We start from the raw sequence: 15,671 nt of genomic DNA, 5'->3' as shown, positions 1-15,671 counted from the left end.
TTTTCGGGCGCGTCGCGGTGGAAACGACGAGGGGGTTTGCGCGAATGCTCGCGCAAACCCCCTCGTCGTTTAACTACTGGCAGGTATTACATCGCCACCGGCAGGTATTGATCGCCACCGGCAGGTATTAATCGCCACCGGCGGTACTACATAGCTGCCAGTGGTTCGCTTCCGGACCAGTCGTGGCCCCAGTAGCTGTCAGCGGTGATCTCCTCGGAGGAGTACGAGTCCTGATCCACCCTCGCGCCCTCGGTGCCGAACTCGATGTCCCAGCCGCCGGGTGCGCGGACGTAGAAGGAGATCATCTTGTCGTTGGTGTGACGACCCAGGGTCGACGACACGGAGAATCCGTCCTTCATCACGCGGTCGAGTGCCTGGCCGACGGCGTCGAGGGTGTCCACCTCGACCATGATGTGAATCAGGCCGGGTGCGCCGCCGTGCGGTGCCGGGCACAGGGCCAAGCTGTGGTGACGCTCGTTGACGCCCATGAAACGGATTCGCAGCGGCCCGAATTCAGGCGGGGCCGGCAGGCGGAAGGCGCCGCGCGGGTAGAAGCCGAGCACCTCGGTGTAGAAGTCGAAGCTCGCAGCACTGTCCATGACGGGGAGTACGACGTGGCCGAGACCCTGTGAGCCGGTGACGAATCGAGCGCCGAAGGGCGTCACCACGGGGCTGTGGTCGAGGATCGCTCCGTGGAAGACCTCGATGGCTGCTCCGCCGGGATCGGTGAAGGCGATGACCTCTTCGACCCGTCGAGCATCTGCTTCGGCGAGCGAAAGCTGCTCGACCTCGGTGCCGTTCTTTTCGAGTGCTTCTTGAACGCGGCGCAGTGCGGCGTGGTCGGCGACCTCCCAACCGATGTTGACGATCTCGTCGCGCTCACCCTCGACGACGACGATGCGAGCAGCACGCTCGTCGAGTCGTAGGTAGAGCGCGTTCTCGTCCGGCCCACTGCCCTTGGCGAAGCCGAGAACGTCGAAAGCGAAAGTGCGCCAACGTGCCATGTCGTTGGTCGAGATCTTGACGTAGCCAAGTCCCTTGATGTCGGTGCGTGTCATCGTGTCTTTTTCCTGTCGATTTCTTGTGTCGAAGTCTGATCAGATCATCGCCCGCAGCGGACCCTGCGGGTCTGCGCCGAGACGGCTCAGTGATGCGGCGTGGAAAACGGTGCTCGGCACGTGAATTGCGTGATGCTGTCCAGCATGAGCATCGCGCCAGAATCGCTGAAGCGGCTTGTCCATCCGCAATGCGTTGCCACCGCAGCGTGGGTAGACCTGATCGATTGCGTTGACGGCGCGCCAGGCGGCCTGTACCTGAGTCTGACGTCCCTCCGCGCGCTGCTCGAAGGTCACTTCCTTGCCAGCGTCCACTCGATCCCACATGCGGTCGACGTTGGCAAGCAGGGTGTCGCGCGCAGCCCGGATGTCGGCGGTTGCCTGACCGATGGCGAACAAGGTGTACGGGTCGTCCTTGATCGCCGTGCCCTGCGCGTTGATGCGATCGGCTTGGTACTCGTTGGCGTGGAAGAGCATTCCCTCGCAGATGCCGATCGTGGCGGCGGTGATTCCGAGGGGGAAAATGTTCGACCACGGCATGAGGTACAGCGTCTCGGTGCGCCCGTACTTGCGCACTGCCGTGCCGTCGATGACCTCGTCGCAGTCCATGACGCGGTAATCGGGGACATACGCATCCTTGACTACGAGATCCTTGGAGCCGGTGCCGCGAAGTCCCATGACATCCCACGAGTCTTCGATGATCTCGTAGTCGGTGCGCGGAATGATCACATGGAGCATGCGCGGCGGCATCTCCATGTTGCCGTCCTTGTCACACGCCATCGCGCCGAGGAATGCCCAGTCGCAATGGTCGGTACCGGAGGAGAACTGCCAGCGGCCGGAGAACTTGTAGCCGCCGTCGGTGGGGATACACATTCCGCCGGGCATGTACGGCGATGCCATCCAGGTGTCGGGATCGGATCCCCAGATCTCCTGCTGCACCTTGGGATCCGCGAACGCGAGTTGCCACGGGTGAACTCCGACGATCCCGTGGACCCAGCCGGCCGACGGGTTCAGTGAAGCCATCCGCATGACGGTTTCGGCGAATTCGCGCGGATGCGCCTCCATGCCGCCATGCTCCTTGGGCTGCAGCATGCGGATGGAACCGATTGCCTTCATCTTCTTGGCGGTGTCGTCGGCCACCCGGCCGATCCGCTCGGCCTCGATGCCTTCGGCGAAGATGTCGTCGGCCATCGCGTTGATCTGTTCGAGCACTTCGTACGTCATGTTGTTCCTTGCATCCAGTCTGGTTGTCTCAGCAGTGTTTTCGACTGCGGATCAGGAGGTTGTCTCGAGTGCCTGGGCGTCGCGTGCGGCAACGTTTTCGGCGACTTCCCGCTTCCAGCTCTCCACTGCGCGGGTGGTGTCGATCTCGAATTCGAAGCGCTTCGTCATGTCTTCCGTGACATTCTCGACGTCGGTGTAGAACTGGTTGTACCAGCGACGCAACTGGTAAACCGGGCCGTCCTCCTCGGAGAGCAGGGGGTTGTCGATCGGAGCTTTGTTCTTCCAGATCTCCACGTCCTGAAGGAATCCCATCTCGACGCCCTCGGTGAACTGCGCGGCCATCGCGGCAGTGGACTCGTCGTCCATACCGGGTAGCTTCTTGACCATCGCGCCGTACTGCAGGACGAACGCATTGTTCGAGATCGGGTAGTGGCAGTTGATCAGGACGGTCTCGATGATCTGCCCGTTGGCTTCGCTCTTGATCCAGTCGATCATGTAAGACGGTCCGAAATATGAAGCATCCGAACGGAGCACAGCGTTGGGATCGCCGTAGTTGGTGCCGCTGATGACGTCCTCACGTCCCACCGATTCCATGTACTGGCTCGCGACATGACCTTCGAAGATGTTCTTGAAGTACTTGGGGAACGAGTAGTGAACGTAGAAGAAGTGGGCCATGTCCACGACGTTGTCGACGATCTCGCGGCAATGAGAGCCTTCGATGGTGAGCGTGTTCCAGCTCCAGTCGCTCCACTCATCGCTTCCGAAGCCCTCGATGTCGGGGATCGTGACCTCGGCGGGCGGGGGATTTCCCTGGGGATCGTGCCAGACGAACAGCTGACCGTTCTTCTCGAGAGTGATCCATGCCCGCGTCTTGGCCAGCGGCGGAACGCGTCGTGCGTAGGGGATCGCCGTACATTTTCCGTTACCGCTCCAACGCCAGTCGTGGAACGGGCAGGCGATCGAATCGCCCTTGACGGTTCCGTGAGCGAGGTTGCCACCCATGTGGCGGCAGTATGCGTCGAGAATCTTGATGTCGCCCTTGCTGTCGGCGAAGACGACAAGGCTGGTGCCGAATGCCTCGATCTGGTGGGGCTGACCGTCGCGATAGGTATTGCTCAGTCCGAGGCAGTGCCATCCACGTGCGAACCGTGCGGGAGGCGCTGCTGCTTCGATTTCTCGAATTTCCTCGCCGGCGCCCGTCTGCGTCGGGGTGTCCGTAGTGGTGAGTGGGCCGGTTCCGAGTGCCATGTCTTCCTCCGAGCCGCGTCTTGCGACGCTCCAGTGATGTGATCCGTCTCATACAACGACGAAGCGTCCGCTGGAGATACGGCAGTTCCCGCTGGATGGAACGCCTACTCGGTGACCTGCAGAGATTCAGCTCGCGAGTGTCGCCACATCGTCGATCGCGTAAGTCGCCCAGGCCCGGGCAGTGACGACCCCAGCGGGATCGGTGGCGACCAGAGCTACGTCGGCCACGCTCTCGTGGTCCTTCTCGTACGTCGCGAGCACTGTCACGGAGCAGTGCAGATCTGTTCCCGTGGAAGTCGCGGTGCAACGTCCGCGGAAGCGTCGTAGTGACGCCGAGCCGTAACGACGAGCAGCGAAATCAGCAAGGGCGGCAACGGAATCGGTTCCGGTGCCCGCTGTCGGGGCTTCCCGGACGAAGACCTCGGCCACCAGATGCCCGGTCTGGTCGTGGTATTCGGTGATCCGCTCGAGTGTCGAACTCAGCGCCCTCACGGATCCGGTGAGCAGTGCGCCTGGATCGGGGCGTCCGAAGAACACGACGTCCTGCTCGACGACGGCCCCGTCGGGTGCCGAGCGCACGGTGCCGTACAACGAGTCGAAATCGGAGAGGAGCGTGGTGGCAGTACGCGGAGCAGTTGCCGTGAAGTGGGCGGTACCGAGGTTGGTAGTCATGACACTCTCCGTTGGACGCGACCGAGACGCTGTCGTCTCGGTGGGTACATCGACGCTAACCACCGCTCTCGCGGGTGACGACGGGCTTCCCGCTGATCGGGAGCATTCTCGGATTCGATCGAAGAGGTGGAACCTGTTCCAGTTTTGTGCAATTCTGGATATCGTATCCGTGACCGGGAGCACATCTCGATGACTGCACGCGCCGAGCAGAAGGAAGACCAGATGACAGACGAGTTCGCTGACCTGCACCGACCGGTATACGGTCCGGACCTGCTCATCACCGCTCTGGAACGCAATCACGACAAGCCCGCGCTGTACCTCGGCGACGTGATCCTCACCGGCGGTCAGATGCGCGATCAGATCAGCTGCTTCGCCCAGGCGCTCGCGTCTTTGGGAATCACTCAGGGCACCAGCACCGCGATGCTGTCGAAGAATCGCCCCGAGGTTCTGATCAGTATGGGCGCGACCATGATCACCGGCTGCCGGGCGAGCGCCTTGAACCCGATGGGATCGCTCGACGACCACAAGTACATCGTCGACGACGCCGAGATCGAGACGCTGATCTTCGATCCCAATGCCTTCGAAGAGCGTGCCGCCGAGTTGAAGGCGTCGTCACCCTCGTTGACCAACGTGCTCTCGATGGGGCCGTCCGAGGTGGGAATCGACATCCTCGCGCTGGCTGCCACGTTCGAGCCCGCGCCGCTGAAGGCAGCGCACGTCGACGCCGAAGACGCCAGCAGCATGGTTTACACCGGTGGAACGACCGGCAAGCCCAAAGGTGTTGTCGGATCCTTCCGTTCGGGTGCTGCGCTCAATCAGATCCAGATGTCGGAGTGGCAGTGGCCCGAGGACAACCGCTTCCTCATCTGCACGCCACTCTCACACGCAGGTGCAGCGTTCTTCATCCCGACCTTGCTGCGCGGCGGTGCGTTGATCGTCCTGCCTGCCTTCGAGCCAGGTGCTGTGCTCGAAGCGATCGAGAAGCACAAGATCACGGCAACCATGTTGGTGCCCACCATGATCTACATGCTCATGGACCACCCCGATCTGCCCAAGCGGGACGTCTCGAGTTTGCAGACGCTGTTTTACGGAGCGTCCGCGATGTCTCCCGCCAGACTGCAGGAGGGCATCAAGAAGTTCGGTCAGATCTTCTTCCAGTTCTACGGTCAGACCGAGTGCGGCATGACTATCTCGGTGCTGCGCAAGGAAGAACACCTCGCCGACGATCCGGCCCGCCTCGCCACGTGTGGGCGTCCGGTGCCGTGGCTCGACGTCCGGTTGCTCGACGACGACCTCAACGAGGTGCCGCAGGGAGAACTCGGTGAGATCTGCGTCCGTGGCCCGCTGATCATGAAGGGCTACTGGAAGAAGCCGGCCGAAACCGCTGAGGCGTTCCGGGGTGGTTGGCTGCACACCGGCGACATCGCGCGCAAGGACAAGGACGGGTTCATGTCCATCGTCGATCGCAAGAAGGACATGATCGTGACCGGTGGTTTCAACGTGTTCCCCCGCGAAATCGAAGACGTGATCTCGGCGCATCCGTCCGTCGCGTCGGTGGCGGTAGTCGGTGTGCCGGACGACAAGTGGGGCGAAGCCGTCAAGGCCTGTGTCGTACTTCGTGCCGGACTGACCGTCGACACCGAGGAACTGGTCGACAAGGTGAAGGCGGCCAAGGGTTCGGTTCACGCTCCCAAGAGCATCGACTTCGTGGATTCCCTTCCGCTGACACCGCTGGGCAAGCTGGACAAGAAGGCGCTGCGTGCGCGGTACTGGGAGACCAGCGCCCGCGCGGTCTAGGAACCAGCGTCGGGTAGCGAAGGGTCAGCGTTTCCAGACGTAACGACGTTCGGGGCGGCCCACCACTCCGTATTTCAGCGAAGTGGTGGACCGCCCGGTTTCGTAGAGGTATTCGAGGTAGCGCCTCGCGCTCGCGCGTGAGATGCCGACCCTCTCGGAAATATCTGTGGCCGAGGCGGGTTCGGTTTCGTCTCGTAGTGCTGCCTCGACCAGCTGAAGGGTCTCAGGACTGAGTCCTTTGGGCAAACCTTTGTGGGACGACGCCCCGGGCGCGCCACCTGCCACACCGAAGGCCTCGTCCACTGCTGTCTGTTCTGCTTCGCCGGAGCTGTCGAGATTCGCATATGTCGATCGGTACCGCTCGAGACGCTCACGGAGAACCTCGAACGTGAAGGGCTTCATCAGGTAATGCACGACGCCGCTGCGCAGCGCTTTCTTGACCGAGCCGGCCTCACGCTCACTAGTGATGACAAGAACATCCAGCTCCGGTGCCAGCTCGCGAAACGGGGCGATCAGATCGAGTCCGGTGGTGCCGGGCAGGTGGACGTCGAGAAGAACCAGGTCGGGTTGCAACTCACCGACTGCGGCCAGCGCGGTCTCGGCCGAATGGGCAACGCCGCACACTTCGAAACCGTCTATCCGCGAGACGAATCCGCTGTGCACCTTCGCCACCATGAAGTCGTCGTCGACCACCAGTACCCGGATCATGCGCCCTCTCCGTCGTGTAGGACTGCGCTGAAGACAGTCCACTCGATGTCCTCTGCCGAACGAGTGCTCACGGTGACGTCGCCGCCCCGCCGACGACACGTCAGGCGCACCAGCGCCAAACCGAAACCGTGTCCGTCGCTCGATTGTCCCTTGGTGCTCCAGCCCTGGCCGAACACCCTGTCGCGATTCTCCGGCGCGATACCGGGGCCGGCGTCCTCGACCCGAACTTCGACCGCGGTGCCACTGCCCCGAATCGACAACCGAACCTTGCGGCGCGAGGCTTCCGGCATCTCGCCGACGGCGTCGACGGCATTGTCGACGAGGTTTCCGACCACTGTCACGAGATCTCGTCCGAGTCTGCGGTCCACCGGTTCCAGATGCGTGTCCGCCGCCAGCTCGACCGTGACCAACCCCTGTGCAGCGGCGCCTATCTTGGCGATCACGAGTGCGGCGGTGCCGACGTCGGCGATCTTCTCGGTCACGGTCGCGCTGACCTGCGCGCGCTCCATGGTCAGACCCTCGACGTAGCCGACCACCTCGTCGTACTCGCCGAGCTGGATGAGGCCGGAGATGGTGTGCAGTTGATTGTCGAACTCGTGGATGTGGGCGCGTAGTGCGTCGGTGCTGGTTTTGGTCACGTCGAGTTCTTCTTCCACGGAGCGCAATTCGGTGCGGTCGCGGAAAGTGGTGACCGACCCGATGGTGCGGCCTTTCGATTCGATCAAGACGGTGTTGAGGACGAGCAGGCGATCGCCGACAAGAACCAACTGATCGGATTCGGTTGTGCCGGAGGTCAGTACACTCTGGAGGCGGTCGTCGAGACCGAGGTCCCGCACCGATCTACCGGCGCTGCCGCGTGGGATGTCGAGGAGTTGGTGGGCACTGTCGCTCATCAGCACCACCTTTCCCTGCGCGTCGAATGCGATGACGCCTTCCTTGAGACCGCGCAGCATTGCTTCACGTTGGCGAACCAGGTCCAGGATCTCGCCGGCTTCCATGCCGAGGGTTTGCCGTTTTACCCTGCGGGCCAACAGGATCGACCCGACGCCGCCGAGAAGGGATGCCACCGCGAGGTATACCAGGAGATTCGGTGCAGACTGCAGCAGTCGCGTCCAGATCGAGGGGTACTCGATGCCGACGATCGCGGTTCCGGTAATCGCTCCTTCGCTGCCGAGAATCGGAACGTGCGCCTCCACGGCCTTGCCGGAGGGCGTGTCGACCAAACCCGTCCACGACCGATCCTCTGTCTGACGTGCGTCGATGCCGACATCACCGGGACGCGTCGAAATGACGACACTGCCGTCGGCGTCGGCAAGCGAGACGTAGGTGACGCCCGAGATGGCGCGTACCGAGTCGACCGAACCTTGTAGTCCGGAGCGGAGACGGGTCTGCGCCTGGGGGAGTAGCTCGCGTACTGCCGGATTGGCTGCGAGCGATTCCGCTGCCGAGAGTGCGCGACGTCCCTCCTCGCGTTGGAAACTCGCGGACGACTGCGCGAGGGAGAGGGCGGTGACGCACACGAGAACTGCAACGACGATCAGAAGTTGCAGTTCGAGAAGTTGTGTCGCCAGAGTGTGCCGGCGGCGAAACAGCCGGGCAAACAGAGACGACTTGCTCTCTCGCTCCGCCTGCTCGTTTCCTGAGGACACCAGCCAGACCCTAGCCTTCAGTTCGATGCCGGGAAAGCGGCCGTTCGTGAGCACAATGAGCACAAATCAATTTGCTTTCCCAATGGTGACCCCAGTCACAAAGTGCGTCAGTATGAAACCTGTTCACACATCGGTACCGGCAGACAAGGACGAAGCCATGAGCACATCGAAGCGGCTGAGCAGGCATATCGCCCTGCTCGGTGCCTGCGCGATGACTCTCGTGCTCTCGACCGGATGCACTCCGGTCGAGTCCTTCGTCGCCGGTGGCCGAGCGGGTGAGAGTTCCGAAGAACTGCGCGTACTGGTGCCCTCGGTGGCCGGTGGTGGTTACGACCTGACCGCCCGGACCATGGTGCAAGCACTGGCCGACGAAGGGACCGTCGACGCTGACGTCGTTGTGCTGCCCGGATCGGGCGGCATCGTCGGACTCAACCGGTTGGCTCTCGAAAGCGGGAATCCCGACCTACTCATGGTCATGGGGCTCGGAGTTCTCGGTTCGCTCGAGATACTGCCGTCCGAGCACACACTTGCCGACGTGACACCGATTGCGAGACTCGTCGAAGAACCGGAAGCGCTACTGGTTCCAGCAGATTCACCGTACAAAACTCTCGCCGATCTGACGCAGGCCTGGGTGGCGGATCCGTCGTCGATCTCGATCGGCGGTGGTTCGAGTGAAGGTGGACCGGACGGGTTGTTCCGCCTTCTGTTCGCACGGGCGGTCGGCGTCGATCCGTCGCGCTCCCCGTACCGCATCTACGACGGCGGCGGCGAACTGCTTCCCGCACTGCTCACGAGGCAGGTCGACGTAGCCGCCACCGGTATCGGTGAGTACCTCGATCAGATTGCGGCAGGCACGGTTCGGGTCCTTGCGGTCAGCTCGCCGGCCCGTACCCCGGCGGTGGATGCGCCCACGATGGCGGAGTCTGGCGTCGACGTCACGTTCACCAATTGGCGCGGCCTCATGGCGCCGCCGGGCCTGACGGACGATCAGCGTCAGCACTTGCAGAATTTGGTGCGGGATCTGGCGGCAAGCCCGCGCTGGAACGAGCTGTCTCGCCGAAACGGTTGGAACAGTGCAGTTCTCACCGAACCCGAGTTCTCCGCATTCCTCACCGATCAATCCCGGTTCGTCGACGCAACACTCGATCCGCCCGGCATCAACTGAGCACTACCGAAGTTTCGTTTCACCTCCACGAAGGTCACCGGCTCGATTTGCCGTGCCGTTTTTCTCGGCAATTCAGCACTAAAGGAGTTCATCATGCTCGTCACACTCGGCTTCCTCATGGTTGCGGTGTTCATGTTCCTGATTCTCACCAAACGCGCGACCCCGGTGGTGGGACTGACTCTGGTTCCGGTGGCCTTCGGACTACTTGCCGGGGCGGGCCTCGGAATCGGCGACATGATCACCGACGGCATCAAGTCGCTCGCACCCACCGCGGCGCTGTTGTTCTTCGCGATCATCTTCTTCGGAATCATGATCGACGTCGGCCTCTTCGATCCGCTGGTCAAGCTCATCTTGCGGATGGTGCGAGACGATCCGATGAGGCTCGTGGTCGGAACCGCAGTGCTCGCGATGGTGGTCTCGCTGGACGGAGACGGTTCGACGACCTTCATCATCGTGACCTCGGCGCTGCTTCCGCTCTACCTCAAACTCGGTGTCAGTCCCGTCGTTCTGACGGTGATCGCCGGCCTGTCCAACGCGACCATGAACATCATTCCGTGGGGCGGCCCGACCGTCCGGGCCGCGAGCGCGCTGGGACTCTCACCCTCCGACGTGTTCGTGCCGATGGTGCCGTCGTTGATCGTCGGCCTGATCATGGTGCTCGGATTCGCGATTCACCTCGGGATCATGGAGCGCCGCAGGATCGGGACTTTGGTCCTGACTTCTGAGCGCATCCTCGAAAAGGTCGGAAACGGTGGAAGTTCCAGCACCGGTAGCGCCGGCACCGGCGGCTCGAACGACTCCGAGGACGACGGCGGCGACACCGGACGATTCATCGACGGCCTCGACCCCAAGCGGGACACCTTGCGGCCGAAATTGCTCTGGTTCAACGCTGCGCTGACGACGATCCTTCTCGTCGTACTCGTGATGGACATCCTGCCCATCCCGGTGCTGTTCATGATCGCGTCGTCGATCGCCCTCGCGGTGAACTTCCCGGCGGTCAAGGATCAGGGTGAAGCAATCGCACGCCATTCGTCGAGCATCGTCTCGGTGGTCGCGATGGTGCTGGCAGCAGCGGTGCTGACCGGCGTTTTCCAGGGAACCGGCATGGTCGAGGCGATGGCAGAGTGGCTGCTGCAGGTCATCCCCGACGCGATGGGCCCGCACCTCGCCGTCATCACGGGCGTCCTGAGTATCCCGCTCACGTTCTTCATGACCAACGACGCGTTCTACTTCGGTGTGCTGCCGGTGCTGTCCGAGACTGCAGCGCAGTACGGCATCGAGCCGGTGGAGATGGCGCGCGCCTCGATCACCGGGCAGGCCGTGCACATGCAGAGCCCGCTGGTCCCGGCGATCCTGCTACTGGTCACACTCGCCGGTGTTTCTCTGGCGGATCACCACAAGAAGGTTCTGTGGCGAGCGGGCCTGATCTCGATCACGATGCTCGTGGTCGGCGTCGGATTGGGGCAGATCCCCTTCTGAGCGCGATCAGTTGTGGAAGGGGCACCGGCCTTGGTCGGTGCCCTTCTTCTTTTTTGTCACGAAATTGGGCCGGATGTCGAGATCGGGCTCGTCGTACAGGCGGTGGAACGTCGGCGTGAGCGAGCTGGACATGGGCGGGTTCACCCATGACCAGTCGGTCGGGCACTTGCGCCCGGCCTTGTCCTCACGCGCGATGTGATCGATGAATTGCTTTGCGACAGTGTGATGGTCGACCATGATGACGCCGGCCTTGCGGTAGCTGTGGATAACTGCACGGTTCAGTTCGACCAGTGCGCGGTCCTTCCAGAGCGTGCGGTCGTGGCTCATGTCGAGCTCCATCATCGCTCCGATGGTGGGCAACATGTTGTAGCGATCGGTGTCGCTGAAGTTGCGTGCGCCTACCTCGGTGCTGACGTACCAACCGCTGAACGGTGTGCAGGGATAAACGATTCCGCCGATGTCGAGGTTCATGTCCGAGACCGCAGGGACGGCATGCCATTTAAGCCCCAGATCAGCGAACCAGCTGTATTCGGGGTGCTCGATCTCGACCTCGAGAACCAGGTCGGTCGGGACGTCGAAGTACTGCAGGGGTTCGTCGGGAACCGAAATCAGTACGGGGAGAACGTCGAACGGCGTACCGGCGCCCTTCCACCCCATCGCGGTGACCTGAGCAGTCAGATCGACGTGCCACGGGTCGCCCAGAATGGTGCCGTCAGGCTGCCGGTAGCCGGCGTAGCGGATCAGTTGCGGGCTGAGGATTCGGTACTCCTGACCGTCCTCGCGGGGGAGTGGCCCGACCGTCACGACCGACTGCAGAGCGCCGCCGTTGGTCGACAGTCGCAGGTGCTCCCAGCATGCTTCGGCGAGAGCGGAAGCCGTGACGGCATCGCGCGCGTCGATGAGTTTGAGGGTCCGCCAATGCGCGCGACCGACGCACCTGGCGTGGTTTCGCCACGCGAGTTTGGCGCCGACGAGCAATTCCTCCGCTGTGTGCGTGTAGGTGCCGGTCCGATGGAGTTCACGCAAGGCCTCACGCCGCCGAGACGTCGGGAGGTGTCCCAGTTCCGGAGAGTCGAAAAATTCGACGCACTCGAGTTCCCGACGTTGAAGCTCGGTCAGCGTCGGGGTAGTGGAGGCGATCTGGGACGTAAGCCCGCTATCGGTGGGCAATTCGTCCTGTCGAACAAAATCCACGGCACGACTCCTGTTTGGCTGGTTGAGATTTCGCTGAACGTTAGCTCGGCGATCGAGAGTGTCGAAGCTCTTGTTTATCTTGCACGCAAGAATAAGAAAGGGACGGTCACACCGCGAAATGGGGTCGCATTGTGACACTTGTCCAGAATGATTTACGAGTCAGACATTTGTGACATAAGCTGCAGACGAAATTCCGCGGCGGGTCTTGCCGCGTCTAGTCGGGACGAGGATGAGCGTGGATTCGCAAGCAATCTCTCTGGTCCGGTCGAGCTTCAAATCCGTCGCTGCGGTAGAAGATGGTCCGGAACGGCTCGCCCGTACCTTCTATTCGATCCTGTTCGCTCGATCGCCCGAAACCCGGGAGTTCTTTCCGGCAGCGATGGATGTGCAGCGTGACCGGCTTGTCAGCGCTATCGCTCACGTCGTCGAACGCCTCGACGAGTCCGACGCGATACTCGAGTACCTCGCACAGCTCGGCCGCGATCACCGTAAGTACGGCGTCACCGACGAGCACTACACGGCAGTCGGCAATGCCTTGATCGAAGCACTCGAGACCTTCGGTGGCGCCGAAATGTGGACCGACGAGGTCGACAGCGCGTGGCGTAACGCGCTCGCGATCATCTCGGCGGCGATGATGGATGCCGCCAACGCGGAAGACGGTCCGCCCGCGTGGAGTGCCACGGTCATCGAATGCCGCCCGGTCATCAAGGGCGTCGCCGTCGTGCGGCTGCAACTCGACCAGACGATGGAGTACCGCGCCGGTCAGTACGTCAGCGTGCAGGTCGCCGCGAGGCCACGGATGTGGCGCTACCTCTCTCCGGCCACGCCGTACGACGGGACCGGAATCCTCGAGTTCCACATCCGCCAGGTCACCGGCGGGTGGGTCAGCCCGGTCATGGTGAACCAGACCGCTGTCGGTGACACCTGGGTGGTCGGTTCGCCCATCGGCGCCTTGGGGATTCCGGAGAACTCCAAGGACCTTTTGATGATCGCGTCGGGAACAGGTGTCGCGCCTCTTCGCGCTCAGATCCTCGAACTGATCCGACGCGGCAACACTCGCAAGGTCCAACTGTTCTACTCCGGACAGCATCCGTGCGATCTCTACGACCTTCCGCATCTGTGGAAGCTGGCCGAGAAGTACCCGTGGCTCACGATCATCCCGGTCTCCGAAGAAGACGAGAATCCGTGGTGGCACACCGAAGCGGAGCCACTGCCGCCGATCGGCATGAAGCGGCGCATCGTCGGCAAGGTCGGTAAGGTCGTGACCTCGTTCGGGGACTGGGCGGGCTACGACATTCAGGTCGTCGGCAGCGAATCCATGGTCAACAGCACCAAATTCAGGCTTCGCGCAGTGGGCATCGACGTCGACACCGTTCGCAACGACCCGACGTACTGACCGTCAGTACGGATCGAACTGAATGACCTCGGCCGGCGTTCCGGCCTCGATCAATCGATCACGCGTCGACCGAACCATGGCCGCCGATCCGCACACCAGGACCTGATGTTCGGTGAACGCACCGTACGACGCGACGACGTCGGCGAGCGTGCCTTCGATGAGATGATCGTCGCCGAATCCGATGTCGACGTTCAACCGGTCGAACCATCCGTCGGGCGGGCCGCCGTCGGAGAGATCTTCGACGACAGGAATGGGCTGCAACCACGGAAACTGGTCGGCGAGCAGCCACAGCATGTCCGCAGCGTAGAGATCACGAAGCGTTCGGCCACCGAAGAAGAGGTACACCTGCGGCGGGTTCGGGGTCTGAGCCAGATCGAGAATGATCGACCGGAGTGGGGCCAAACCGGTTCCGCCCGCGACCATGATGACGGTGGGGCCGTTCTCGTCGACGGACAGGTTGCCGCGCGGGTCGAGGATCTGCCAGACGTCACCAGGCTGGGTGTCCTTGACTATCGAACCGCTGACCCAACCACCGGGAACCGTCTTGACGTGAAACTCCAACTTCCCGTCGTGTGAGGGAGGCAGTGCGGGGGAGAGTCGACGGAGCAACCGCGAATTCTGCGGGACGCTGACGTCGACGTACTGGCCGGGTCGGAACGGGACGACGTCGCCGACAAGACGAACAACCGCCAGATCCTCACGGAGACGGTGATGTTCGACGACTGTGCTCGACCAGGTTCGCTGGGCCATGAAAGTTCTCCTGTAGTCAGTAGAGCGGGTCGTGCCGGATCTGGTCGAGCGGAGTTCCGCCGGCACGCAAGGCGTAGACGGTTGTCTTGATCATCGACGGTGACCCCGAGATCTGCACCTGACGGTCGGCCCACGAACCGAACTGCGCGACCACTTTTCCGATCGGTCCGATCAGCCGGCTGTGCATTCCGAACGGTGGTTCGAGCACCGGTCCGTTGTGCCACCAAGGGTTTTCGGGTTCTTCGGAAACCGGTACGACGGTCAACCACGGGTTGCTGAGCGAGATGTGCCAGAGGGTTTCGAGGTCGTAGAGATCGCACGGATAGCGGCCGCCGACGAACAGGTGCACGCGCGGGTTGTGCGCGCGTTGAGACATTTCCATCACCTGTGCCCGCAGTGGAGCGATACCGGTGCCGGACCCGATCATGAGAACGTCACGGTCGCTGGTGAAGTCGACCTCGAGACCGCCGAGGGGAGTGGACATGACCCAGCGGTCACCGACGTTGGTTTCGCTGACGATCGCGGGGCTGACCCATCCTCCCGACACCTTGCGGATGTGGAACTCGAGCTGACCGAAAGGGTTGGTCGGAATCGCCGGTGAGTAATACCGCCACATTTTCGGGCGCTGGGGAATCTGAACACCTACGTATTGCCCCGCCCCGTACGGAATGGGTGGGTCGGCTTCGAGGCGCACAATCGCCAGATCGTCGAGGACTCGTTCGTGGCTGACCACGGTTGCGCCCCAGAGCGCCGGGGTCGTATCGGATTCGGCGCCGTCGGCCATCGTGCCGACGACGAGGTCGGTGAACTGAGACCAGGCCTCGTCCAGCTCCGGCGTCCACTTGTAGCGGCTGTGCGCGCTCGTGCCGTACATCGACCGAACCGCGCGCTTCAGAGCGACGCCGGCGGCCTCGTAGTGCTCACGCTCGACGCCGTAGCGACGGTGGTCGCGGCCGAGTTGGGTGAGGAACTTCCGGATTCGGCGATGCTGGGGCAGATTCTTCACGACGAACTCGATGGCTCTGAAGAAACGGTGGCCCTGCGATTCCATCCCGGCCGGGAACAATGAGCGGTACAGAGGATGTTCCGCAAAGAGGCCGGTGTAGAACACTGCCGAGAAGTGCGCACGGCTCTCTTCGTCGTCGGTCAGAGAATCGAGGCTGGATTGCAGACGGGCGATCACTGTCGGATCCAATCCATCCCCCTTTCGCACCAGCTGCAACTCTCGCCACAATTCTAGTACGGCTGAAAATGTGACCTACGAAACCAACTCGGCCTGGCGAAAACAAACTTGAGCGGAATAGACTCAAGTTTGTCCGCGTTGAGCATATTGA

At 62.4% G+C, this 15,671-nt stretch carries 13 protein-coding genes; 4 read left to right on the top strand and 9 right to left on the bottom strand.

The window, feature by feature from the left end; genetic code table 11:
• Positions 1 to 146: 146 nt before the first annotated feature.
• From bphC to AC1Q6C_RS18715, 4 genes are all read right to left on the bottom strand, one after another.
• The gene (bphC, locus tag AC1Q6C_RS18730; RefSeq protein WP_007726736.1) at positions 147 to 1,058 is read right to left on the bottom strand and encodes a biphenyl-2,3-diol 1,2-dioxygenase; all 912 of its coding nucleotides are present in this window, start codon (positions 1,056 to 1,058) and stop codon (positions 147 to 149) included.
• A gap of 39 nt (positions 1,059 to 1,097) precedes the next feature.
• Positions 1,098 to 2,279, bottom strand: a complete 1,182-nt coding sequence (locus AC1Q6C_RS18725; RefSeq protein WP_003944352.1) for an acyl-CoA dehydrogenase family protein — start codon at positions 2,277 to 2,279, stop codon at positions 1,098 to 1,100.
• Between the two features lie 51 nt (positions 2,280 to 2,330).
• Complete coding sequence (locus AC1Q6C_RS18720; protein WP_065455982.1) at positions 2,331 to 3,527, bottom strand: 3-ketosteroid-9-alpha-monooxygenase, oxygenase component; 1,197 nt, start codon at positions 3,525 to 3,527, stop codon at positions 2,331 to 2,333.
• A gap of 126 nt (positions 3,528 to 3,653) precedes the next feature.
• The gene (locus AC1Q6C_RS18715) at positions 3,654 to 4,199 is read right to left on the bottom strand and encodes a hypothetical protein (protein WP_003944299.1); all 546 of its coding nucleotides are present in this window, start codon (positions 4,197 to 4,199) and stop codon (positions 3,654 to 3,656) included.
• Between the two features lie 222 nt (positions 4,200 to 4,421).
• On the opposite strand from AC1Q6C_RS18715, the gene AC1Q6C_RS18710 reads away from it, so the two are divergent.
• Positions 4,422 to 5,996: an AMP-binding protein gene (locus AC1Q6C_RS18710; RefSeq protein WP_031332006.1), complete on the top strand. Its 1,575-nt coding sequence runs from the start codon at positions 4,422 to 4,424 to the stop codon at positions 5,994 to 5,996.
• A 24-nt stretch (positions 5,997 to 6,020) separates the two neighbouring features.
• Here the strand turns inward: AC1Q6C_RS18710 and AC1Q6C_RS18705 are convergent, their stop codons facing one another.
• Positions 6,021 to 6,704 (bottom strand): response regulator, encoded by a 684-nt coding sequence (locus tag AC1Q6C_RS18705; protein ID WP_042452198.1) that lies wholly within the window; start codon positions 6,702 to 6,704, stop codon positions 6,021 to 6,023.
• Positions 6,701 to 8,353, bottom strand: coding sequence for a sensor histidine kinase (locus AC1Q6C_RS18700; protein WP_308118362.1), 1,653 nt, complete (start codon positions 8,351 to 8,353; stop codon positions 6,701 to 6,703). Before AC1Q6C_RS18700 ends, AC1Q6C_RS18705 begins: the two co-directional genes overlap by 4 nt.
• Positions 8,354 to 8,465: 112 nt before the next feature.
• Between AC1Q6C_RS18700 and AC1Q6C_RS18695 the strand changes: the two genes are divergently transcribed.
• On the top strand, positions 8,466 to 9,518 hold the full coding sequence (locus AC1Q6C_RS18695; protein WP_007726742.1) for a Bug family tripartite tricarboxylate transporter substrate binding protein: 1,053 nt from the start codon (positions 8,466 to 8,468) through the stop codon (positions 9,516 to 9,518).
• Between the two features lie 93 nt (positions 9,519 to 9,611).
• Positions 9,612 to 10,997 carry a CitMHS family transporter gene (locus AC1Q6C_RS18690; RefSeq protein ID WP_003944372.1) on the top strand — a complete coding sequence of 462 codons (1,386 nt, stop codon included), beginning with the start codon at positions 9,612 to 9,614 and terminating at the stop codon, positions 10,995 to 10,997.
• A 6-nt stretch (positions 10,998 to 11,003) separates the two neighbouring features.
• Here the strand turns inward: AC1Q6C_RS18690 and AC1Q6C_RS18685 are convergent, their stop codons facing one another.
• The gene (locus AC1Q6C_RS18685; RefSeq protein WP_042924169.1) at positions 11,004 to 12,191 is read right to left on the bottom strand and encodes a nitric oxide synthase oxygenase; all 1,188 of its coding nucleotides are present in this window, start codon (positions 12,189 to 12,191) and stop codon (positions 11,004 to 11,006) included.
• A gap of 235 nt (positions 12,192 to 12,426) precedes the next feature.
• Between AC1Q6C_RS18685 and AC1Q6C_RS18680 the strand changes: the two genes are divergently transcribed.
• On the top strand, positions 12,427 to 13,587 hold the full coding sequence (locus AC1Q6C_RS18680) for a globin domain-containing protein (protein ID WP_003944359.1): 1,161 nt from the start codon (positions 12,427 to 12,429) through the stop codon (positions 13,585 to 13,587).
• A gap of 3 nt (positions 13,588 to 13,590) precedes the next feature.
• Here the strand turns inward: AC1Q6C_RS18680 and AC1Q6C_RS18675 are convergent, their stop codons facing one another.
• On the bottom strand, positions 13,591 to 14,337 hold the full coding sequence (locus tag AC1Q6C_RS18675; RefSeq protein ID WP_003944435.1) for an FAD-binding oxidoreductase: 747 nt from the start codon (positions 14,335 to 14,337) through the stop codon (positions 13,591 to 13,593).
• Between the two features lie 16 nt (positions 14,338 to 14,353).
• Complete coding sequence (locus AC1Q6C_RS18670) at positions 14,354 to 15,550, bottom strand: FAD-binding oxidoreductase (protein WP_007726748.1); 1,197 nt, start codon at positions 15,548 to 15,550, stop codon at positions 14,354 to 14,356.
• Between the last annotated feature and the right edge of the window lie 121 nt (positions 15,551 to 15,671).

The organism is Rhodococcus sp. MT28 (assembly GCF_058792695.1).
Note: the sequence above shows the minus strand (reverse complement) of the source record. Positions and strands in the feature narration are given on the sequence as shown.

What these genes read in the sequence shown, in the direction of transcription:
- AC1Q6C_RS18720 (WP_065455982.1), bottom strand. Translation starts at nt 3,527, where the DNA reads ATGGCACTCGGAACCGGCCCACTCACCACTACGGACACCCCGACGCAG.
- AC1Q6C_RS18710 (WP_031332006.1), top strand. Translation starts at nt 4,422, where the DNA reads ATGACAGACGAGTTCGCTGACCTGCACCGACCGGTATACGGTCCGGAC.
- AC1Q6C_RS18695 (WP_007726742.1), top strand. Translation starts at nt 8,466, where the DNA reads ATGAAACCTGTTCACACATCGGTACCGGCAGACAAGGACGAAGCCATG.
- AC1Q6C_RS18715 (WP_003944299.1), bottom strand. Translation starts at nt 4,199, where the DNA reads ATGACTACCAACCTCGGTACCGCCCACTTCACGGCAACTGCTCCGCGT.
- bphC (WP_007726736.1), bottom strand. Translation starts at nt 1,058, where the DNA reads ATGACACGCACCGACATCAAGGGACTTGGCTACGTCAAGATCTCGACC.
- AC1Q6C_RS18705 (WP_042452198.1), bottom strand. Translation starts at nt 6,704, where the DNA reads ATGATCCGGGTACTGGTGGTCGACGACGACTTCATGGTGGCGAAGGTG.
- AC1Q6C_RS18725 (WP_003944352.1), bottom strand. Translation starts at nt 2,279, where the DNA reads ATGACGTACGAAGTGCTCGAACAGATCAACGCGATGGCCGACGACATC.
- AC1Q6C_RS18675 (WP_003944435.1), bottom strand. Translation starts at nt 14,337, where the DNA reads ATGGCCCAGCGAACCTGGTCGAGCACAGTCGTCGAACATCACCGTCTC.
- AC1Q6C_RS18690 (WP_003944372.1), top strand. Translation starts at nt 9,612, where the DNA reads ATGCTCGTCACACTCGGCTTCCTCATGGTTGCGGTGTTCATGTTCCTG.